This is a genomic window from Amycolatopsis sp. NPDC021455 (assembly GCF_040640995.1).
Taxonomy (GTDB): domain Bacteria; phylum Actinomycetota; class Actinomycetes; order Mycobacteriales; family Pseudonocardiaceae; genus Amycolatopsis.
The window spans coordinates 141,953-163,179 of record NZ_JBFACT010000002.1; the positions used below are offsets into that span (position 1 = coordinate 141,953).

At 71.9% G+C, this 21,227-nt stretch carries 15 protein-coding genes and 1 pseudogene; 11 read left to right on the plus strand and 5 right to left on the minus strand.

What is annotated here, in order from left to right:
• The first annotated feature begins 6 nt into the window (after positions 1-6).
• The 8 genes from gcvP to AB0G28_RS03715 all read left to right on the plus strand — a co-directional run bounded on the left by gcvP (position 7) and on the right by AB0G28_RS03715 (position 11,313).
• Positions 7-2,838 carry an aminomethyl-transferring glycine dehydrogenase gene (gene gcvP, locus AB0G28_RS03680; RefSeq protein WP_361083133.1) on the plus strand — a complete coding sequence of 944 codons (2,832 nt, stop codon included), beginning with the start codon at positions 7-9 and terminating at the stop codon, positions 2,836-2,838.
• 1 nt (position 2,839) lies between these two features.
• On the plus strand, positions 2,840-3,931 hold the full coding sequence (gcvT, locus tag AB0G28_RS03685) for a glycine cleavage system aminomethyltransferase GcvT (protein ID WP_361082607.1): 1,092 nt from the start codon (positions 2,840-2,842) through the stop codon (positions 3,929-3,931).
• Between the two features lie 11 nt (positions 3,932-3,942).
• A complete protein-coding gene (gene gcvH, locus AB0G28_RS03690) occupies positions 3,943-4,320 on the plus strand; it encodes a glycine cleavage system protein GcvH (protein ID WP_361082610.1) in 378 nt (125 codons plus the stop codon).
• Positions 4,320-5,594, plus strand: coding sequence for a serine hydroxymethyltransferase (gene glyA / locus AB0G28_RS03695; RefSeq protein WP_361082611.1), 1,275 nt, complete (start codon positions 4,320-4,322; stop codon positions 5,592-5,594). Before gcvH ends, glyA begins: the two co-directional genes overlap by 1 nt.
• On the plus strand, positions 5,591-6,592 hold the full coding sequence (gene lipA, locus AB0G28_RS03700; protein WP_361082613.1) for a lipoyl synthase: 1,002 nt from the start codon (positions 5,591-5,593) through the stop codon (positions 6,590-6,592). Before glyA ends, lipA begins: the two co-directional genes overlap by 4 nt.
• 15 nt (positions 6,593-6,607) lie before the next feature.
• Complete coding sequence (locus AB0G28_RS03705) at positions 6,608-7,975, plus strand: L-serine ammonia-lyase (protein ID WP_361082615.1); 1,368 nt, start codon at positions 6,608-6,610, stop codon at positions 7,973-7,975.
• 637 nt (positions 7,976-8,612) lie between these two features.
• Positions 8,613-9,335, plus strand: a complete 723-nt coding sequence (locus AB0G28_RS03710; RefSeq protein ID WP_361082617.1) for an FCD domain-containing protein — start codon at positions 8,613-8,615, stop codon at positions 9,333-9,335.
• Between the two features lie 79 nt (positions 9,336-9,414).
• On the plus strand, positions 9,415-11,313 hold the full coding sequence (locus AB0G28_RS03715) for a transglycosylase domain-containing protein (protein ID WP_361082619.1): 1,899 nt from the start codon (positions 9,415-9,417) through the stop codon (positions 11,311-11,313).
• Positions 11,314-11,317: 4 nt separating this feature from the next.
• Here AB0G28_RS03715 and AB0G28_RS03720 read toward each other — a convergent pair whose 3' ends face one another.
• A complete protein-coding gene (locus AB0G28_RS03720) occupies positions 11,318-11,974 on the minus strand; it encodes an O-methyltransferase (RefSeq protein WP_361082621.1) in 657 nt (218 codons plus the stop codon).
• Between the two features lie 95 nt (positions 11,975-12,069).
• On the opposite strand from AB0G28_RS03720, the gene AB0G28_RS03725 reads away from it, so the two are divergent.
• Positions 12,070-13,392 (plus strand): PLP-dependent aminotransferase family protein, encoded by a 1,323-nt coding sequence (locus tag AB0G28_RS03725; protein ID WP_361083135.1) that lies wholly within the window; start codon positions 12,070-12,072, stop codon positions 13,390-13,392.
• Positions 13,393-13,484: 92 nt separating this feature from the next.
• Positions 13,485-14,630 carry an NAD(P)/FAD-dependent oxidoreductase gene (locus AB0G28_RS03730; RefSeq protein WP_361082623.1) on the plus strand — a complete coding sequence of 382 codons (1,146 nt, stop codon included), beginning with the start codon at positions 13,485-13,487 and terminating at the stop codon, positions 14,628-14,630.
• 1 nt (position 14,631) lies between these two features.
• Here the strand turns inward: AB0G28_RS03730 and AB0G28_RS03735 are convergent, their stop codons facing one another.
• From AB0G28_RS03735 to AB0G28_RS03745, 3 genes are all read right to left on the minus strand, one after another.
• Complete coding sequence (locus AB0G28_RS03735; protein ID WP_361082625.1) at positions 14,632-16,416, minus strand: hypothetical protein; 1,785 nt, start codon at positions 16,414-16,416, stop codon at positions 14,632-14,634.
• Positions 16,417-16,741: 325 nt separating this feature from the next.
• Complete coding sequence (locus AB0G28_RS03740; protein WP_361082627.1) at positions 16,742-18,688, minus strand: SDR family oxidoreductase; 1,947 nt, start codon at positions 18,686-18,688, stop codon at positions 16,742-16,744.
• Positions 18,689-18,747: 59 nt separating this feature from the next.
• A complete protein-coding gene (locus AB0G28_RS03745) occupies positions 18,748-18,948 on the minus strand; it encodes a hypothetical protein (RefSeq protein ID WP_348948192.1) in 201 nt (66 codons plus the stop codon).
• Positions 18,949-19,171: 223 nt separating this feature from the next.
• Here AB0G28_RS03745 and AB0G28_RS03750 point away from each other — a divergent pair, with 223 nt between their 5' ends.
• On the plus strand, positions 19,172-20,395 hold the full coding sequence (locus AB0G28_RS03750; RefSeq protein ID WP_361082629.1) for an FAD-dependent oxidoreductase: 1,224 nt from the start codon (positions 19,172-19,174) through the stop codon (positions 20,393-20,395).
• 314 nt (positions 20,396-20,709) lie between these two features.
• Here AB0G28_RS03750 and rnhA read toward each other — a convergent pair.
• A pseudogene (rnhA, locus tag AB0G28_RS03755) lies at positions 20,710-21,132 on the minus strand (ribonuclease HI); the annotation flags it as partial.
• Positions 21,133-21,227: the final 95 nt, after the last annotated feature.

Below are 21,227 nucleotides of genomic sequence, written 5' to 3' on the forward strand. Positions count from 1 at the left end.
CTCCCGATCACTTCCACGCAGTTCGACGCCCGCCACATCGGTCCCTCCGAGGCCGAGCGCGCGAAGATGCTGGCCGAGTGCGGTTACGGCAGCCTGGACGCCCTCGTCGGCGCCGCCGTCCCGACCGCCATCCGCGCCACCCGTGACCTGCGGCTGCCGCCCGCCGCGTCCGAAGAGGACGCCACCGCGGAGCTGCGTGCGCTCGCCGCGCGCAACCGGCCGATGACGCAGATGATCGGTCTCGGCTACTCCGACACCGTCACCCCCGGCGTGATCCGCCGCAACGTCCTCGAGAACCCGGCCTGGTACACGGCGTACACGCCCTACCAGCCGGAGATCTCCCAGGGACGGCTCGAAGCGCTTCTCAACTTCCAGACCATGGTCGCCGACCTCACTGGCCTGGCCACCGCGAACGCGTCCCTGCTCGACGAGTCGACCGCCGTCGCCGAGGCCGTCACGCTGATGCGCCGCGCGTCCAAGTCCAAGTCGAACAAGGTCGTGCTCGACGCCGAGTGCCTGCCGCAGACCATCGCCGTCGTGCGCACCCGCGTCGAGGCGCTGGGCATCGAGGTCGAGGTCCGCGACCTGCTGACCGGGCTTCCCGACGAGTTCTTCGGCGTCGTCGTCCAGTACCCCGGCGCGTCCGGTGTGCTGCGCGGCCGCGGCTTCTACCAGGCGATTTCGGAGTCGGCCAAGGCCGCGGGCGCGCTGTACACCGTCGCCGCCGACCTCCTCGCGCTGACGCTGGTCACCGCGCCCGGCGAGTTCGGCGCCGACGTCGCCGCGGGCTCGACCCAGCGGTTCGGCGTCCCGCTCGGCTACGGCGGCCCGCACGCCGGGTTCATGGCCGTCCGGTCCGGGCTCGAGCGGTCGCTGCCCGGGCGGCTGGTCGGCGTCTCGGTCGACGCCGACGGCAACTCCGCCTACCGCCTCGCGCTGCAGACGCGTGAGCAGCACATCCGCCGCGAGAAGGCGACGTCCAACATCTGCACCGCGCAGGTCCTCCCGGCCGTGCTCGCCGCGATGTACGCGGTCTACCACGGTCCCGACGGCCTGAAGCAGATCGCCGAGCGCGTCCACGGCCTCGCCGCGGGCTTCGCCGGGGCCCTCCGCCAGGCTGGTGTCGAGGTCGTGCACGAGTCGTTCTTCGACACCGTCGTCGCGCGCGTCCCGGGCCGGGCCGCCGAGGTCCACGCGGCCGCCCGCGAAGCCGGGATCAACCTCGGCCACGTCGACGCCGACCACGTCCGCGTCGCCTTCGACGAGGTCAGCACCCCCGCGATCGCCGCGAAGGTGCTCAACGCCTTCAAGGTCGAGGGGGAACTGAACGACTGCGTCGCGCTGCCGAACGGCCTGGCCCGCGAGAGCGGCTACATGGGCCACGAGGTCTTCGGCACGCACCGCTCCGAGACGGCGATGCTGCGCTACCTGCGTCGCCTGTCCGACCAGGACTACGCGCTCGACCGCGGCATGATCCCGCTCGGCTCCTGCACGATGAAGCTCAACGCCACCACCGAGATGGAGCCGATCAGCTGGCGCGAGTTCGCCGGCATCCACCCGTTCGCGCCGGCCGAGGACGCGGAGGGCTACCACGTCCTGGTCGCGCAGCTCGCCGAGTGGCTGGCCGAGGTCACCGGCTACGACAAGGTGTCACTGCAGCCGAACGCGGGCAGCCAGGGCGAGCTGGCCGGGCTCCTCGCGATCCGCGCGTACCACCGGGCCAACGGCGACGACGCTCGAGACGTCTGCCTGATCCCGTCGTCCGCGCACGGCACCAACGCCGCGTCCGCGGTGCTCGCCGGGATGCGCGTGGTCGTCGTGAAGTGCACCGACGAGGGCAACGTCGACCTCGCCGACCTGCGGTCCAAAGTGGATGCCCATCGCGACACGCTGGCCGCGATCATGGTGACCTACCCGTCCACGCACGGCGTGTACGAGCACGACATCGACGAGCTGGCCAAGATCGTCCACGACGGCGGCGGCCAGGTGTACGTCGACGGCGCGAACCTCAACGCGCTGCTGGGCCTGGCCAAGCCGGGCGAGTTCGGCGGCGACGTCTCGCACCTGAACCTCCACAAGACGTTCTGCATCCCGCACGGCGGTGGTGGCCCCGGCGTCGGCCCGGTCGCGGTGCGCGCGCACCTGGCGCCGTACCTGCCCAACCACCCGCTGCTCGACGCCGCCGGCCCCGAGACCGGCGTCGGCCCGATCAGCGGCGCGCCGTACGGCTCGGCGTCGATCCTGCCGATCTCCTGGGCGTACGTCCGGATGATGGGCGCGCCCGGCCTGACCGCGGCCACGAAGGTCGCCGTGCTGGCCGCGAACTACGTCGCTTCGCGCCTGGCGCCGCACTACCCGGTGCTCTACACCGGCCAGGACGGCCTGGTCGCGCACGAGTGCATCCTCGACCTGCGGCAGATCACCAAGGAGACCGGCGTGACGGTCGACGACGTCGCGAAGCGGCTCATCGACTACGGCTTCCACGCGCCGACGATGTCCTTCCCGGTCGCGGGCACCTTGATGGTCGAGCCGACCGAGTCCGAGGACCTGGGCGAGATCGACCGGTTCTGCGACGCGATGATCGCCATCCGCGCCGAGATCGACGAGGTCGCGAACGGGCGCTGGAGTGCGGAGGAGTCGCCGCTGCGGGGTGCGCCGCACACCGCGGAGACGCTGGTCGGGGAGTGGGACAAGCCGTACGACCGCGAACTCGCGGTGTACCCGGCGGGTGTTTCGCGGAAGAACAAGTACTGGCCCCCGGTGCGTCGCATCGACGGCGCCCGCGGCGACCGTAACCTCGTGTGCTCCTGCCCGCCCCTGAACGCGTACGAAGGCTGAGATGTCGAAGGAAACCTCCCTGCACGGAGTCCACAAGGGACTCGGTGCGCTGTTCACCGACTTCGCCGGCTGGTCGATGCCGGTCCGCTACGCCAGCGAGCTGGCCGAGCACAAGGCCGTCCGCGAGGCGGCCGGGCTGTTCGACCTGTCGCACATGGCCGAGATCCACGTCACCGGCAAGCAGGCGGCGGACGTCCTCGACTACGCGCTGGTCGGCAACCTCACCGGGGTCAAGCCGGGCCGGGCGCGCTACACGATGATCTGCGACGCCGACGGCGGCGTGCTGGACGACCTGGTCGTCTACCGGCTGGCCGACGAGCACTACCTGGTCGTCGCGAACGCGGGCAACGCGCAGGTCGTCGCGGACGCCCTCGCCGAGCGCGTCGCGGGCTTCGACGCCGTCGTGGACGACCGGTCCGAGACCACCGCGCTGATCGCCGTCCAGGGCCCGAACGCCGCGGCGATCCTCGCTGCCGTGACCGACGCCGACCTGGACGCGCTCAAGTACTACGCCAGCGTCCCGGCGTCGGTGAAGGGCCACGACGTCCTGCTCGCCCGCACCGGCTACACCGGCGAGGACGGCTTCGAGCTGTTCGCCGACGCCGACGAGGCGCCGGCGTTGTGGCGCCTGCTCCTGGAAGCGGGCGAGCCGCACGGCCTGGTCCCGGCGGGTCTCGCCTGCCGCGACACCCTGCGTCTCGAAGCCGGGATGCCGTTGTACGGCAACGAACTCACGCTGGACCAGAGTCCGTTCGAGGCCGGGCTCGGCCGCGTGGTCAAGTTCGAGAAGCCGGGCGACTTCGTCGGCCGCGCGGCCCTCGAAGAGCGGTCCGAGCAGGACGTCCCGCGCGTGCGGGTCGGCCTTCGCGGGCAGGGCCGCCGAGCCCCGCGGCACGGCTACAAGCTGCTGAAGGGCGACACCGAGATCGGCGAGGTCACCAGCGGCGCGCTGTCGCCCACGCTCGGTTACCCGATCGCCATGGCGTACGTCGACCGGGCGTACGCCGAGCCCGGCACCGAGCTGTCCGTCGACATCCGGGGCCGGATCGAGCCCGTCGAGGTCGTCGCCCTGCCCTTCTACTCCCGCGCGTAAAGGACTTTCCCGTGAGCATCCCCGAGAACCTGCAGTACACGAAGGAACACGAGTGGCTGAAGGTCGAGGACGGCATCGCCACCGTCGGCATCACGGCCTTCGCCGCGGAATCGCTGGGTGACATCGTGTTCGTCCAGCTGCCCGAGGCCGGCTCGGCCGTGACCGCGGGCGAGGTGTTCGGCGAGGTCGAGTCGACCAAGTCGGTCAGCGAGCTGTACGCGCCGGTTTCCGGCGAGGTCGTCGAGGTGAACGGCACCACATCGGACACCCCCGAGGTCATCAACTCCGACCCGTACACCGAAGGATGGCTCCTGAAGGTGCGTCTGACCGGGGACGCGCCGGACCTGCTCGACGCCGCCGCGTACGCCGCGCTCACCCAGGAGAACTGATGACGACTTTCGACGCCCACCTCGCCGACGTCGACCCCGAGGTCGCCGCGGCCGTCGCCGCCGAGCTGGACCGCCAGCAGTCGACCCTGGAGATGATCGCGTCCGAGAACTTCGCCCCGCTGGGTGTGCTCGAGGCGCAGGGCTCGGTGCTGACCAACAAGTACGCCGAGGGCTACCCGGGCCGCCGCTACTACGGCGGCTGCGAGCACGTCGACGTCGTCGAGCAGCTGGCCATCGACCGCGCGAAGGCCCTGTTCGGCGCCGAGCACGCCAACGTCCAGCCGCACTCGGGCGCCCAGGCCAACGCGGCCGCGATGTTCGCCGTGCTCAAGCCCGGCGACACGATCCTCGGCCTCGACCTGGCGCACGGCGGCCACCTGACGCACGGGATGAAGATCAACTTCTCGGGCAAGCTCTACAACGTCGTCGCCTACCACGTCGACAAACAGACCGGCATCGTCGACCTCGCCGAGATCGAGCGCCTCGCCGTCGAGCACCAGCCGAAGCTGATCGTCGCCGGCTGGTCGGCGTACCCGCGTCAGCTGGACTTCGCCGAGTTCCGCCGCATCGCGGACCTCGTCGACGCCCGCCTGATGGTGGACATGGCGCACTTCGCCGGGCTGGTCGCGGCCGGGCTGCACCCGTCGCCGGTGCCGCACGCCGACATCGTCACCACGACCACGCACAAGACCCTCGGCGGCCCGCGCGGCGGGCTGATCCTGTGCCGCGAGGAGCTGGCGAAGAAGATCAACTCGGCGGTGTTCCCCGGCCAGCAGGGCGGGCCGCTGGAGCACGTCATCGCGGCCAAGGCCGTCGCGCTGAAGATCGCCGCGAGCGAGGAGTTCAAGGAGCGCCAGCAGCGCACCCTGGAAGGCTCGCGGATCATCGCTTCGCGGCTGTCGAAGGAAGACTGTGCTTCGGCCGGGGTGCGCGTGCTGACCGGCGGCACCGACGTCCACCTGGTGCTCGTCGACCTCGTCCAGTCCACTCTGGACGGTCAGCAGGCCGAGGACCGGCTGCACGAGGTCGGTATCACGGTCAACCGCAACGCCGTCCCGTTCGACCCGCGCCCGCCGATGGTCACCTCCGGCCTGCGGATCGGCACGCCGGCGCTGGCCACCCGCGGTTTCGGCGCGGACGACTTCGCCGAGGTCGCCGACATCATCGCCGAGGCGCTGAAGCCGGACTTCGACGACGCGGTGCGGTCCAAGCTCCGCGACCGCGTCGAGACCCTGGCGGCGAAGCACCCGCTGTACGCGGACCTGTCGCGATGAGCGCGCAGCCCGAGGGCCGGAAGCTGTTGCGTCTCGAGGTTCGCAACAGTGAGACGCCGATCGAGAAGAAGCCGTCGTGGATCAAGACGCGGGTGCGGATGGGGCCGGAGTTCACCGAGCTCAAGGGTCTGGTTCGTCGTGAGGGTCTGCACACGGTGTGTGAAGAGGCGGGGTGTCCCAACATTTACGAGTGCTGGGAGGACCGTGAGGCCACGTTCCTGATCGGCGGGGATCAGTGCACGCGGCGGTGTGATTTCTGTCAGATCGACACGGGGAAGCCGGCGGCTTTGGACACGTCGGAGCCGCGGAAGGTCGCGGAGTCGGTGCAGGCCATGGGCCTGCGGTACTCGACGGTGACCGGAGTCGCCCGGGACGACCTGCCCGACGGTGGCGCCTGGCTGTACGCGGAGACCGTGCGCCAGATTCACGCGCTCAACCCGGGCACGGGTGTGGAGTTGTTGATTCCCGATTTCAACGCCGATCCTGCGCAACTTGCCGAAGTTTTCGGATCGCGCCCGGAGGTTCTTGCGCACAACGTGGAAACTGTTCCGCGGATTTTCAAGCGCATTCGCCCGGGATTCCGTTACGCTCGTTCCCTGGAAGTGATCACGGCGGCGCGTGAGGCCGGGTTGGTGACCAAGTCGAACCTGATCCTCGGGATGGGTGAGACGCCCGACGAGGTGACTCCGGCGATGCGGGACCTGGTGGATGCCGGGTGTGAGATCTTGACGATCACGCAGTATCTGCGGCCGTCGCCGCGGCATCACCCGGTGGACCGGTGGGTCAAGCCGGAGGAGTTCGTCGAGCACTCCCAGGCCGCGGAAGCGATGGGCTTCGCCGGCGTCATGGCCGGACCACTGGTCCGGTCGTCCTACCGCGCCGGACGGCTGTATGCCCAGACCAAGCGTTACCGTGGAGAAGAGCTGCCGGAGAACCTGGCCCACCTCGCCGACCAGGGCCCGGCCTCGCAAGAGGCCAGCTCGCTGCTGGCCCGATAAGGAAGGGGCAGATCAATGGCGATCAGCGTCTTCGACCTGTTTTCCATCGGCATCGGCCCGTCGAGCTCGCACACCGTCGGGCCGATGCGGGCGGCACTGACCTTTGTGGACGGACTCGGCGCGGAACTGCCGTCGGTGTCCCGCGTCCAGGCCGAACTGTTCGGCTCACTCGGCGCCACCGGTTTCGGTCACGGCAGCGACAAGGCCGTGCTGCTCGGGCTGTCGGGTGAGCGTCCCGAAGAGATCGACACCGACACGGTGCCAGGCAAGATCGAGTCGATCCGCTCGCGCGGACGGCTGCTGCTGAACGGCACGCACGAGATCGCGTTCGACGAGGACACCGACCTCACCATGCACCGCCGCAAGTCCCTGCCGGCCCACCCGAACGGCATGGTCTTCCGCGCGTTCGACGCGTCCGGCCTGCAGCTGAGGGAGCGCACGTACTACTCGGTCGGCGGCGGTTTCGTCCGCGACGAGTCGTACGAAACGGACACGGTGTTCGTCGAAGACTCGACGCCGGTGCCGTACCCGTTCCGCACCGGCGCGGACCTGCTGGCGCACTGCGCGTCGACCGGCCTGTCGATCAGCGAGATCATGCTGGCGAACGAGCTGTCCTGGCGCACTGCTTCGGAGGTGCGTTCCGGGCTGCTGCGGATCTGGTCGGTGATGGCGGAGTGCGTCCGCAACGGCTGCACGCACGAAGGCGTCCTGCCGGGCGGTCTCAAGGTGCCGAGGCGGGCGCGCTCGCTGCACGAGAAGCTCCTGGCCGAGGACGGCGCGGACGACCCGCTGTACGCGATGGACTGGGTGAGCCTGTACGCGCTGGCGGTCAACGAGGAGAACGCGGCGGGCGGCCGGGTGGTGACGGCGCCGACCAACGGCGCGGCGGGCATCATCCCGGCGGTGCTGCACTACTACCAGCGCTTCATCCGCCACTCGTCGGACGACGGCATCGTGACGTTCCTGCTGACGGCGGGCGCGATCGGCTCGATCCTCAAGCAGACGGGCAGCATCTCGGGAGCCGAGGTCGGCTGCCAGGGCGAGGTCGGTTCGGCCTCGGCCATGGCGGCGGCGGGCCTGACGGAGGTGCTGGGCGGAACCCCAGCCCAGGTGGAGAACGCGGCCGAGATCGGCGTGGAACACCACCTCGGCCTGACATGCGACCCGGTCGGCGGCCTGGTCCAGATCCCGTGCATCGAGCGCAACGCGGTCGGCGCGTCGAAGGCGATCCACGCGGCAAGGATGGCCATGCGCGGCGACGGCAGCCACGTGGTGACCCTGGACAAGGCGATCAAGACGATGCGCGAGACGGGCGCGGACATGAGCGTGAAGTACAAGGAAACAGCCCGCGGCGGCCTGGCGGTGAACGTCATCGAGTGCTGACCGGCCGCGGTCGCCGATGGCCCGCGGTGGCCCCGGTGACCGAGGGCCGAAAGTCGGCCGGTGCTGATGGCCGGCGGGCTGAGTGCCCGTCGGCGGTGGTGGGTGCCGTGGGCCGCTCGGCGGCGGGTGCCGGTGCTGGTGGCGGTGCTGGTGCCCGGCGGGCCGAGTGCCGATCGGCGGTGGTGGGTGCCGTGGGCCGCTCGGCGGCGGGTGCCGGTGCTGGTGGCCGGCAGTGCTGGTGGCCGGCGGGCCGGCTGCCGATCGGCGGCGGTCGGTGCCGTGGCCGAAGGTCGAGAGCCGATCGGCGGCCGGGGTCAGTGCCCCTCGTCCTCCGGTTCGCTCGCCAGCTTCAACCCGACCTCCACCAGCGTCCACCCCAGCTGTTGCTTCCTCGTCCCCGTGCGCCGGCGAGGTGTCGCCCGGCCCGGTGGGCGGTTTCGCACGCCCCGGTGAAGCTCGGTTTCGCGCTCGTGGACCAGGTCCTCGGCCATCAGAAAGTGCACCGGATCGCCCCCTGCGTCGATGTTCGGTGTCGGTGGTGCCATCGTCGCCGAGAGTGGCCGTTGTGTGCCACTGGTTTTCCGGGCGGCGAACACAGGGTGACCGGTGCTCGCGGATCTCGGCCTAGACTCGCGGGATGGAGTCGACCTCGGTGGTGAATGCCGGTGAAGCGCTGTTCCGGCCGGTCCGCACCGGCAACGCCTTCGAGGAGACCGTCGAGCGGCTGCTGCAGGCGATCCGGCTCGGTGTCGTCGGCGCGGGGGAACGGCTTCCGTCGGAACGCGAACTCGCCGAACGGCTCGGCGTCAGCCGCGTCACGTTGCGCGAAGCCATTCGCGCGCTCTCCGATGCCGGTTACGTTGAGTCACGGCGGGGTCGGTACGGCGGCACGTTCGTGAACGAAAACCTGCCCGGACCCGAACGGTCACCCGGTGGCAAGGTCGACCCCGTCGCGCTGGAGGACGCGCTGAGCCTGCGCTACGTCCTCGAGACCGGCGCCGCCGAGATGGCCGCCGCGCGGTCGCTCAGCCCGGCCGACCGGCAGCACCTCACCGGCACGCTCGCCGAGGCCGCCGGCGCCGATCTCGACGACTACCGCCGCAAGGACTCCCGGCTGCACCTGGCCATCGCCGAGGTCACCGCGTCCGGCTCGCTGACCACCGCGGTGGCCGACGCCCGCAGCCGCGTCAACCAGCTGCTCGACCGCATCCCGCTGCTCCCGCCCAACCTCGGGCATTCGAACACCCAGCACGAGGCGATCGTCGACGCCATCCTCGCCGGCGACGCGCCCGCCGCCCGGCAGGCGATGGCCGAGCACATCGAAGGCACGGCCTCGCTGCTGCGCGCGTTCCTGGCGTGAACGCCGGGTCTTGACAGGATTCGAACAACCTCGGCAGATCTCCACAGAACTTTCACACCCGCCCGGCCGTCACCCATTCGTGACCATTGCGACGGAGGAAGAAGACGCAAAACCGGACACCCCGCGCCGCTTCCGCTGGCGCCGTGTCACGGGCTGGACGATCGGCTCGCTCGTCGGCGTCCCGCTGATCGCCTTCTGGGTCGCCTACCTCGTGCTCGACGTCCGCAGCCCGCAGGACGTCCTGGCCGGGCTCGACAAGACCGTCGTCCTGCAGTACGCGGACGGGTCCGAGCTGCTCAAGGTGCTTCCCGCGGACGGCGACCGGCTGTTCGTGCCCTACTCGCAGGTGCCCGCGAAACTGCGCGACGCGATCATCGCCACCGAGGACCCCACCTTCTGGGACAACCAGGGCTTCGACCCGACCGGCATCGGCCGCGCCTTCCTCACCGGGGTCGGCGGCGGCTCGGGGATCACCCAGCAGTACATCAAGAAATCCACCGGCGACGCCGAGGCGTCGCTCTGGCGCAAGTTCGCCGAGCTGGTGCTGGCCACGAAGATCACCCAGGAACAGAGCAAGGAACAGATCTTCGAAAGCTACGTCAACATCATCTCCTTCGGCCGCGGCACGTTCGGGCCCGCCGCGGCGATGAACGCCTACTTCGGCAAGAAGCTCGACGACTCGATCACCTGGAGCGAAGCCGCCTTCCTCGCCGGGATGATCCAGTCGCCGTCGGTGCACGACCCGGCCGCCTCCGGCGACGCCCACGCCGCGCGGCGCTGGCAGTACGTCCGCGACAAGCTCGTCGCCCGCGGATACGTGAAGAGCGACGAGCAGATGGCCTATCCCGGCGCCGAGATCCTGCCGCCGTCGGAGACCCGCGCGGGCCGTGTCACCTACGACGAGTTCCACATCAAGCAGCAGGTCCTGGCCGAGCTCGAACAGGACGGCTTCCCGCTCTCCCGGCTCCAGCAGGGGAACATGACGGTCGAGACGACCTTGGACCGCGGGATGCAGGACGTCGCGAAGAAGGCGTTGCTGGACAGGCTGAAGCGCGAGCCGAAGGAGTTCCGCGGTGCCCTCGTCGCGGCCGACCCGAAGACCGGTGCCGTCCGCGCCTACTACGGCGGTGACCAGGGCATCCGCGACTACGCGGGCACATCGCACGCGACCGGCTCGGCGTTCTTCCCGTTCACCCTCGCCACGGTGCTGCGCCGGGGTTACGGTGCGGACCTGCCGATCCCGTCGCCGGAAAAGCTCGAGTTCCTCGGCGAAACGTTCCAGTACCCGGACGTCTGCAGTCCGAAGTGCACTTCGCGCAAGGCGATGGCGTCGCAGGCGATCACCCCCTTCATCGCGCTGGCGAAGCAGGTCGGCCCGGACGCGCTGAGCGAAACCGCGCGGCAGGCCGGCATCCCGGAGGCCGTCGACGGCGTCCCGACCCTGCGCGAGAAGGACGGCTTCCTGATCGGCGCGGGCATCGCGGTCGGCCGGTACCCGCTGCGGCCGCTGGACGTGATGGGCGCGTACGGGACCTTCGCCGCGAACGGCCATCGCGCCACCCCGCACCTGGTGGCCAAGGTGCGGGACCGGAGCGGCGAGGTGGTCTGGGAACACCCGGACACCTCGGGTCCGGCGTTCGGCGGCGACGACGTGAGCCGCCGCGTCGCCGACGGCGTCACCGGCACGCTGGCGACGGCGCTGCCGGACGGCCGCCCGGCGGCGCTGCGCACCGGCGAGGCCGAGCACGGCATCGGCCCGGACAACCAGGACGCCTGGGCCGTCGGCTACACCTCGCAGCTGGTCACGGCGGTCTGGATCGGCTCCGACGACGACCGGCTGCTCAAGGACGCCACCGGCGCGAAGCTGACCGGTGACGTCGTCCCGGCCGACATCTGGCGCGGGTTCATGGTCGCCGCCCACCGGGGGCAGCCGGTCCGGCCGCTGTCCGGCGGCGGCCTGCCGGTGGTGCGGCGGTGAGCGGTCAGCGGACCAGGGCCAGCACGAACCCGTCGTGTCCCTTGGCGCCCACGGTCTGCACGGCCGTCGCGTCCAGCCGCGGCTCGGCGGAGAGGAGGTCGTACATCTCCCGTGCGCCCCGGACGTTCGGGTCGGTGCTGCCGGCGTCCGTCACGCGGCCCTGGCGGACGACGTTGTCGACGACGATCGTCGTGCCCGGCCGCGCCAGCTCCAGCGAAGCACGCACGTAGTTGGCGAGGTTGACCTTGTCGGCGTCGATGAAGATGAAGTCGAACGACCCGGACAGCGTGGGCAGCGTGTCCAGTGCGGCGCCGACGCGGATTTCGGTGACGTCTTCGCCGAAGCCCGCCCGCGCCAGGTTCGCCTTCGCGACCTCGGCGTGCTTCGGGTCGTATTCGCAGGTCACGAGCTTGCCGCCGGGCGGGAGCGCGCGGGCGAGCCAGATCGTGCTGTACCCGCCGAGCGTGCCGATCTCCAGGATCGTCCGCGCTCCGGCCATCCGGGCCAGCAGGTGCAGCAGCTTGCCCTGGTTGGGCGCGACGGCGATCGACGGCAGCCCGGCGGCGGCCGAGTCGGCGAGCGCGTCGTCGAGCACCGGATCGGGGGCGAGCAGCGCGCCCGCGAGGTAGTCGTCGATTTCGGCCCAGGTCTTGTCGGTCATGGCACCTCCGAACCCAACTTAGCGGCCTTCGGGATCACGGGCGATGAGCCGATGGGATCATGCTCACGACGTTCGAAGCGGAAGCGAAGGTGGCCATGGACGACTACCGCGTCGTCGCGGACGCCCTCGCCGCCGACATCGAGGCCGGCCGCCTGCGGCCCGGCGACCGGCTGCCGCCGCAGCGCCGGTTCGCGCGGCAGCGCGGCATCGCGAACTCCACCGCCGCCCGCGTCTACGGCGAACTGGTCCGGCGCGGCCTGGCCGTCGGCGAAGTCGGCCGTGGCACGTTCGTCCGCGCCGCGAAGCCGCCGCCCGAACCGGCTCTCGCCGAACCCGGCGACGCGCGCGTCGACCTCGAGCTCAACTTCGCCGTCCTGCCGGGGGAATCCACGCGGCTGGCCCGCGCGCTGGAACCCTTGCTGCGCGAGGACGTCTTCACCGCGGCCCTGCACCCGATCGGCGCCGCGGGCACGCCGGTGGCCCGGACCGCGGCGGCCGCGCTGCTCGCCCGCGGCGGCTGGCGGCCGGACCCGGCCGCGGTGCTGTTCACCGGCAACGGCAGGCAGGCCATCGCGGCCGCGATCGCCGCGTTCGTGCCGGTGGGGGAGCGGCTCGCGGTGGAGTCGCTGACCTACCCGGTGGTGAAGGCCCTGGCCGCGCGGCTCGGCGTGGAGCTGGTGCCGATCGAGACGGACGAGTCCGGCCTGGTGCCCGAAGCGCTGGCCGCGGCCGGGCCGGTTCGCGCGCTGTACGTCCAGCCGACCCTGCACAACCCGCTCGGCACGACGATGCCCCCGGCGCGCCGGGCCGCGCTCGCCGACGTCGTCGCCCGCCTGGACCTGCCGGTGATCGAGGACGGCATCTACACGTTCCTGCGGGACGACGTCCGCCCCTTCGCCGCGTACGCGCCGGAGCGGACGGTCTTCGTCGACAGCCTGTCCAAGCGGGTCGCCCCCGGGCTGACGGCGGGGTTCCTGGTGCCACCCCCGGCGTGGACGGCGCGGCTCGCGTCGTCGGTGCGTTCGGGTGGGTGGGCCGCGTCGCGCTTCGCCGTCGAAGCGGCGACGCAGTGGATCGTGACCGGCACCCTCGCCGAAGTCGAAGCCGCCAAACGCCGTGACGCGGCCGCGCGGGCGGCGCTGGTGGCGGAGAAGCTGCCGGGGCTGCGCGGCGACGCGGCGTCCTACCACCGCTGGTGGGAGCTGCCGGAGCGGTGGCGGGCGGAGACGTTCGTCGCGGCCGCGGCGCGCCGCGGGATCGCGCTGTCCCCGGCGGCGGCGTTCGCGGTGCTGCCGGGCCACGCGCCGAACGCGGTGCGGATCGCGGTGTCCGCTCCGCCGGTGGAAACGCTGTCCGCGGCGCTCGACGTCCTGGCCGGGCTGGCGAGCGGGAACCCGGACGACCTGGTGGCCGACTGACAGCCGCCGCCAGGACCGTGCCAGCGCCGTGTGCGGCCCGCACCAGGAGCCGCCGCCACCCTTCGGTTGTCACGCGATCGAAGGAGCAACGGATGCACACGCCAGTCACGATCATCGGCGCCGGTCTCGGCGGCCTCACCCTCGCCCGCGTCCTGCACGTCCACGGGATCCCGGCCGTGGTCCACGAAGCCGAGCCGTCGCCGATGGCGCGGACGCAGGGCGGGATGCTCGACATCCACGACTACAACGGCCAGCTCGCGGTCGAGGCGGCCGGGCTCATGACCGAGTTCCGCGGCCTCGTCCTGGAGGGCAGGCAGGCGATGCGGGTCCTCGGCCGGGACGGGACCGTGCTGGCCGAGCAGCCCGACGACGGCACCGGCGGGCGCCCGGAGGTGCAGCGCGGCGACCTGCGGCGGATGCTGCTCGACGCGCTCCCGGACGGCATTGTCCACTGGGGACACAAGGTGACCGGTGCCCGTGCCCTCGGCGGCGGACGGCACGAGGTGACCTTCGCCGACGGCAGCACCGAGGTCACCGGCCTGCTGGTCGGTGCGGACGGCGCTTGGTCGCGGATCCGGCCCCTGCTGACGGCGGCGAAACCCGAGTACGCCGGCGAAGCCTTCGTCGAGATCTACCTGTTCGACGCGGACACCCGCCACCCCGTCGCCGCGAAGACCGTCGGAGGTGGCTCGCTGATGGCGCCGGCCTCGGGCCGGGAAATCCACGCGCACCGGGAGAGCGATGACACGCTGCACGTCTACGTGTCGCTCGCCCGGCCGCTGGAGTGGTTCGCCGCCATCGACTTCACCGACGCGGCCGCGGCCACCGCCCGGGTCGCGGCGGAGTTCGACGGCTGGGCCCCGGAGCTCACCGTGCTGATCACCGAAGGCGACACCGCGCCCGTCCTGCGGCCGCACTACACCCTGCCGATCGGGCACCGGTGGGACCGGGTGCCGGGCGTGACGCTGGTCGGCGACGCGGCCCACCTCATGCCGGCCAACGGCGAAGGCGCCAACCTGGCCATGCTCGACGGCGCCGAGCTGGGCTTGGCCCTCGCCGCGCACCCCGGTGACGTCGAAGCCGCGCTCGCCGAGTACGAAGAGGCCATGTTCCCCCGCAGCGCCAAGGTGGGGGCCGAGGGCGCCGAGTTCGGCGCGCTCTTCGACGGCGTGGAAGACGAGGACGTTCCGCGGGTCCTGATCGAGGCGTTCGCCGAGTTCACCGGCCGCGCTTCCTGAGTCAGGGCGCGTACTTGCCCACGAAGCTGCCGCAGGTGACGGTGCGGCCGGTGAGCCGGGCCTGGATCGCCTTCTCCAGGCCCAGGTAGTCGAACACCGGGGTGTCGGCCGGGATCGACTCCGGCACCGGGCCGCCCGTCGCGAGCATCCGGATCGAGTCCGTCTCGAACAGCACCAGGTAGCCGCCCTCGCGGTTCAGCCGGTCCGCCGTCGCGAGCATCCGCTCGGGCGCGTCGCCGACGATCTCCAGGGGCAGCGGCCATTCGAGGGGGAAGGGGTTGCGCAGGCCGAACGCGGGGTAGGCGAACGGGCTGTCCGGCAGGATCGCCGTCCGCGCGGCCGGGAAGCGGTCCAGGCAGTCGCGGATCTGCCGGACGAACCGGAACGTCGAGGGGTTGGTGCGGATGCCGGCCATCGCCGGGGTGAGGTCGCCGAGGTCCGCGGTCAGCCGGTCGTGCCCGAGGTCCAGGTAGGCGGCCTGGTCGTGCCGGGCGACGACGACCCAGCCGCACACGGCCACCGCCGTCAGTCCCGCCGTCGCGGTCACCCAGCGCCGCGCCAGGCGGGGCCGCGGCGGCAGGATCTGGCCGAGCAGCAGCAACGACGTCAGCGCGAGCGTGCCGGTGAGCAGCGTCGGCGTGTCGTTGCCCCACGACAGGCTGGTCATGAAGCCGGTGGCGAGCACCAGCAGCCCGGGCCAGGGCACCTGCCGCCGCACGGCGGCGTTCACCGGCACGCTCACCGCGACGATCCACCACAGCACGTCGGCCCAGCGCGAGGAGCCGGTGAACCGGCCGTCGACGACGGTCCAGACCACCGCGGCCGCGCCGGCGAGCACCAGCACCCACGACGCCGCCCGCCCGGCCGCGCCGAGCCGGTCGCCGGGCAGCCGCACGGCCAGCAGCACCACGGCGATCGCGGCGAAGAAGCCCAGTTCGCGCACCGGCGGCCTGGTCAGCGCCTCCGGGTCGGCCAGCCACAGCCCGAGCAGCCGTTCGCCGTAGGCCGGCAACCCGCCGGTGAGCTGCTCGACCATCTCGGCGAACCCGCCGCCCAGGCTCACCCACGCCACGTACGCGAGCCCGGGCGCGCCGAGCGCGAGGAGGTCGAGGACCAGCCGCAGCCCGCGTCGCGTGCCCGCTCGCGTCGCCGGGTGCAGCACCAGCCACAGCAGGCCGATCACCGCGGCCGGCGCGAAGCTCTGCTTGACCAGCACCGCGGAGCCGAGCAGCACGAGCCCGCCGCGGCGGGCGAGCGCGTGGCCGCCGCGCAACCCGGCGTCCAGCGCCCAGGCACCGCAGGCGGTCAGCGCGATGCCGTCGACGGTGTGCCAGGCCATCAGCGGGAAGGCGTTGAGGTTGATCAGCGACGCCGCCGCGACCATCGCCGTCATGCCCGGGCCCCAGTCCAGCACGCGGCGGCGCGTGACGAGCGCGGCGAACGCGATCGTCGCCACGATGATCTCGATCATGGACAGGAAGCTCGACCCGAAGAACAGCGGCATCGGCAGCGCGTAGTCGGCGACGTGCAGCACGGCGGACCCGAGCGGGCGGGCGGAGATGATGTCGGCGTGCGGGACCTCGCCGTGCAGCACGCGCCACGCCTGGGCGAGGATGAAACCCTGGTCGGAGGGATGGAAGCCGAAGCGGCCGACGCGGAGTTCGGTGGCCAGCGCGAGCAGCAGCACCCAGCAGGCGTGCCCGCTCCAGCGCAGCAGCGGCCTCGCCGGTTTCGCGGGAGCCGGGTCCGGCGCGGCGGTGGTGTGCGCAGGACTCGCCACGTCCACGCCCGTCCGCCTTCCGCTCCCGATCACACCCGGGAAGCGATGGTAGCGGCCGGAGGAGTCACCGGCGCTTCCGCCCGAAGTCCGTGAAGGCCTCCTTACCGGCTCTGAGCGCCGGTAAGGAGGCCTTCACGGACTTGCGGTCACCCGAAGGTGTGCCGGGCGGTGCCGATCTCGGCCGTCTCGTCGGCCCCGGCGCGTCGTTCCCCAGTGGTGGTTTCCGGCATTCCGAACTCCCCAGTTCACGTCCGTACGCGGTGTACGGGACTCGCGCGAGGGTAGAAGTACCGTTGCCCCGGTGCCAGCGTTTCGGCGGAATTCGCGGCGATCAGGCGCGGCGGCGCCAGATCAGGCGGGTCACCGCCGCCGCGATCGACGCCGGCGCGGGCGAGCGGGGCAGGCCGCGGGTCTCCGGGGCGGATTCCGGCATCGCCCGGTAGGCGAGGTGCGCGGCGAACCGGGCGAGCCGCGGCACGGCGAGTGTCGCCAGCTCGGCGGCGCGGCCTTCGGGCAGGCTGAGGACTTCCGGCCGCTCCTCGCACGCCTTCACCACGAGCGCGGCCGCGCGTTCCGGGCTGCTCGACGGGATCCCGCGGTACCCGGTCGGCGCGATCATCGGCGTCCGCACCAGCGGCATCCGCACCGAGGTGAACGTGACGCCGTCCGAGAGCGTCTCGCGCCCGGCCGTCAGCCCGAACTCCTCCAGCGCCGCCTTCGAGGCCAGGTACGCGGAGAAGCGCGGGGTGTCGGTCTGCAGGCCCTGGGTGGTGACGTTGACGACGTGGCCGAACCGCCGCGCGGTCATCGACGGCAGGAAGCCGAGGATCAGCCGCACCGGGCCGAAGTAGTTGACGGCCATCGTGCGCTCGTAGTCGTGGAACCTTTCGGTGGAGAGCGAAACCGAGCGGCGGATCGACCGGCCGGCGTTGTTCACCAGCACGTCGACCGCACCGTGGTCGCCGAGCACGTCCTTGACCAGCGCGTCGACGGCGTCGCCGTCGGTCAGGTCGCACGGGTACGCCGCGGCGGTGCCGCCGGCCGCGATGATTTCGCGCCGCACTTCGTCCAGCTCGCCGGCCCGGCGGGCCACGAGGACGACCTTGGCGCCCTTGCGGGCGATGGCGAGCGCCGATGCCCGGCCGATCCCCGACGACGCGCCGGTGACGAGCACCGTGCGCCCGGCGAGGCCGTGCCCGCGGCGCGCGCGGTCGGGGTCGAGGTGGGCCTGCCAGTACCGGTACAGCGGTGCCGCGTAGTCCCGCAGCTGCGGCAGCTCGATGCCGCTGCCGAACAACGCCGTCCGGGTGCGCGCGGTGTCGAAGACGACGTCCGTGGTCAGGTGCGGCAGAACTTCGAGGGGGATGCCCAGTTCCGCGAGCACGGCGGCGCGTGTGGCCCGGCCGCCGGGCACGCGGTCGACGCTCTTCGCCGCCGCGTGCGCGAGGCCGGCGCCCACCCGGCGGACCGCGTCCGGCAGCACAGCCCGGATCGCCGGAGCGCCCGCGGCGCGCGCGAAGGCGTTGTAGACGGAGGTGAGCGACTGCGGGTGCGGGGCGGCGAGGTGGTACGTCGTCCCGGACGGCGCGTCCCGGTGCATCAGGTGGTCCATCGCTTCGACGACGTAGTCGACCGGCACCAGGTTCGTCGCCCCGAGGCCGGGCGCGGCCAGCGGGAGGTGCCGGGGCAGCGCGGCCAGCCGCGAGAGGGCGGCCAGGAAGTAGTAGGGCCCGTCGATCTTGTCCATCTCGCCGGTGCGCGAGTCGCCGACGACCACCGAGGGCCGGTAGACGCGGTAGGGCAGGGCCTGCTCGCGAACGAGCTTTTCGGCCTCGAACTTCGTCGCGTGGTACGGCGAGCCGAAGCGCTGGCCGAGGTCGAAGTCGGTTTCGGTGAACCGCCCGGCGTGGTCGCCCGCGACGGCGATCGACGACACGTGGTGCACCAGCCCGGCCCGCGCGGTGGCGGCGAAGGCGAGCAGGTGGCGGGTGCCTTCGACGTTGGCGCGCCGGTTGGCCTCCTCGCCGGCGGTGAGGTCGTAGACCGCGCCCAGGTGGACGACGTGGTCGAGCCGGGGCAGTCCGGCGGGATCGACACCGAGCCGGGGTTCGGCGAGATCGCCGACCACCGGGTGCAGCTTGTCCGCGACGGCCAGGCGCGCACGGGAAGTCTCCCGCACCAGCGCGTACACCGCGGACGTCTCCGGCCGCCGCAACAGGCGTTCGACCAGGCGTTTTCCGATGAATCCCGTCGCGCCCGTCACGAAGTAGGTCGTCATGGCCGGTCCCTTCTCCTCGGGCCCGACTCTAACCTACTGATAAGTAGGAACGGTAGTTGTCAGCTTTCCGTCTCGTCGGCCGTCGCGACGACGGCGTCACGCAGGGCGGCTCGCAGCCGTCCGACGTCGAGCGGCCCGAGTACGGCCGCCTCGCCCGGCGGCGCGACCAGCACCACCTTGTCGTTGCTGACGAACACCGTCACGTCCCTGCGCCTGCCGGCCAGATCCCGGCAGCCGATCGACCACTCGCCCCGACTCATGGTCGCCGCCCTCCGATTCCCTTGTCGTGTTCCCTTGTCGCCGTCGTGCTCCGTGCGAGGGTGGGAGCGGACCCCGGCGGCGCTATGACGCGCGTTCACCCGATCTGCCTACTCGTGAGTTTTCTCTTGCGCTTCGCGGATTTCCGGCGTATCCCCCGGTCGTGTCGGGGCTGTTTCGGGAGTACCGTCCGCACCGACTCGTCGTCGTGGTGGGAGGTCTGGGATGTCGGAGCCGCGGAAGATCGTCGTCGTCGGTGCGGGTCTCGGCGGGGCGTCCGCCGCCGCCGCTCTGCGCGAACGCGGCTACACCGGCGAAGTCCTGCTGATGGGCTCCGATCCGCGCCGTCCGTACGAGCTGCCGCCGCTGTCGAAGGGCGTGCTGCTGGGCAACACCGACGAGCCCGACTGGGTGCACGAGGAGAAGTACTACGGAGAGCACGACATCCGGTTCACTCCCGGTGTCACGGCCACCCGGATCGAGCTGGGCGCGCGCCTGGTGCTGGACGACGCGGGCGGCGAGCACCGCTACGACCGCCTGGTGCTGGCGACCGGTTCCCGGCCGCGGACCCTGCCGGTCCCCGGCGGCGACCTCCCCGGGCTGTACACGCTGAGGACGCTCGACGACGCGCTGAAGCTGCGATCGGCGTTCGCGGCGGCGGAGCGGGTGGTGATCGTCGGCGCGGGCTGGATCGGCTCCGAAGCGGCCGCGGCGGCGCGGACGCACAACGCGGACGTGACGGTCGTCGACCCGGTGCCGGTGCCCCTGGCGAACGTGGTCGGCGAGACGGTCGGCGGGGTGTTCCGGGACCTCCACGTCGCGAACGGCGTGCACTACCGCCTGGGAGAGCAGGTCGCGGAGATCACGGGCGGCCCGGACGGCGTCCGCGGAGTCCGGTTGGCGGGCGGAGAGGAGCTGACGGCGGACGTGGTCCTGGTCGCGGTCGGCGCGGCACCCCGGGTGGAGCTGGCCCACGCGGCGGGCCTGGAGCTGTCGGAGAACGGAGGGGTGGCGGTGGACGCGAGCCTCCGCACGGCGGCCCCCGACGTCTACGCGGTGGGCGACATCGCGGCCCACTTCCACCCCCGCTACGGCCGGCGGATCCGCGTGGAGCACTGGGCGAACGCGAAGGACCAGGGCGCGCACGTGGCGCGGAACCTGCTGGGGGAGAACGAGCCGTTCCTGGCCTCGCCGTATTTCTTCACCGACCAGTACGACCTGGGCTGCGAGTACCGCGGCTTGGCGGACCCGGCCTCGGACGAGCTGGTGGTCCGCGGAGACCTGGCCTCCCGCGAGTTCACGGCGTTCTGGCTGCGCGAGGGCCGGGTGGCGGCGGCGATGAACGTGAACATGTGGGACGACGGCGACGCGTTGGGCGCCTTGGTGGACGGCCGCGCGACGGTGACCGCGGACCAGCTCAAGACGGCGGAGCTGGCTTCGCTGGTTTGAGCCGGTTCCGGCGGCCGCGCCGAGTCGTCCTGCGCTCAGCCGAAGAGGCCGGGTTCTGCGCTGGTCCGCGGCTGGTGTTTCGGGCACGGCCCGCCGCCGGTCGCGGTCGTGCACCGCCGGCCATCGCGTTTCGGTGCCCCGCACTGGACGGCCGGATCGTGCAGGTGACACAGGCCGGACGGGCGGGCGTTGTTCGGGCAGGGCAGGCCTTTGCGGGTGACCTCGCGGCAGCGTCGGGCAGGGACGGGGTCGGGTCGCTGGGGGCGCGGTGTGATGGTTCGTCGTGATGGTTGAACGACGGTTGTCCCGGTGATCTCCTCGAGTGCGCCGACCGCCAACCGGTCCGCGCGTTCGTTTTCCGGGTGTCCGGCGTGTCCCTTGACCCACACCCATTCCACCTCGTGCCGCTCGGCGGCCGCGGCCAGTCGCTGCCACAGGTCGGCGTTCTTGACCGGAGTCTTCCCGGACGTTCTCCAGCCGTTGTCCTTCCACCGGCCCAGCCACTTGGTGATGCCGTCGCACACGTAGGCACTGTCGGTGTGGAGCCGTACCGCCATCGGCCGTTTCAGGCTTTCCAGCGCCATGATCGGGGCAGTCAGTTCCATGCGGTTGTTGGTGGTTTCGGTGGCCTCGCCGCCGCGGAGCTCCTTTTCGTGGACGCCGTAACGCAGCACGGCACCCCAGCCACCGGGGCCGGGATTGGGGCTGCACGCGCCGTCGGTGTAGATCTCCACGATCCGCGCTGACTGCTCCGTCTCGCCGCTGTCGACCACGGCGTCACCTTATCGAGTGAGGTCGACGCAGCGGGACGTTTTCGCGGCCCAGGCCCGCG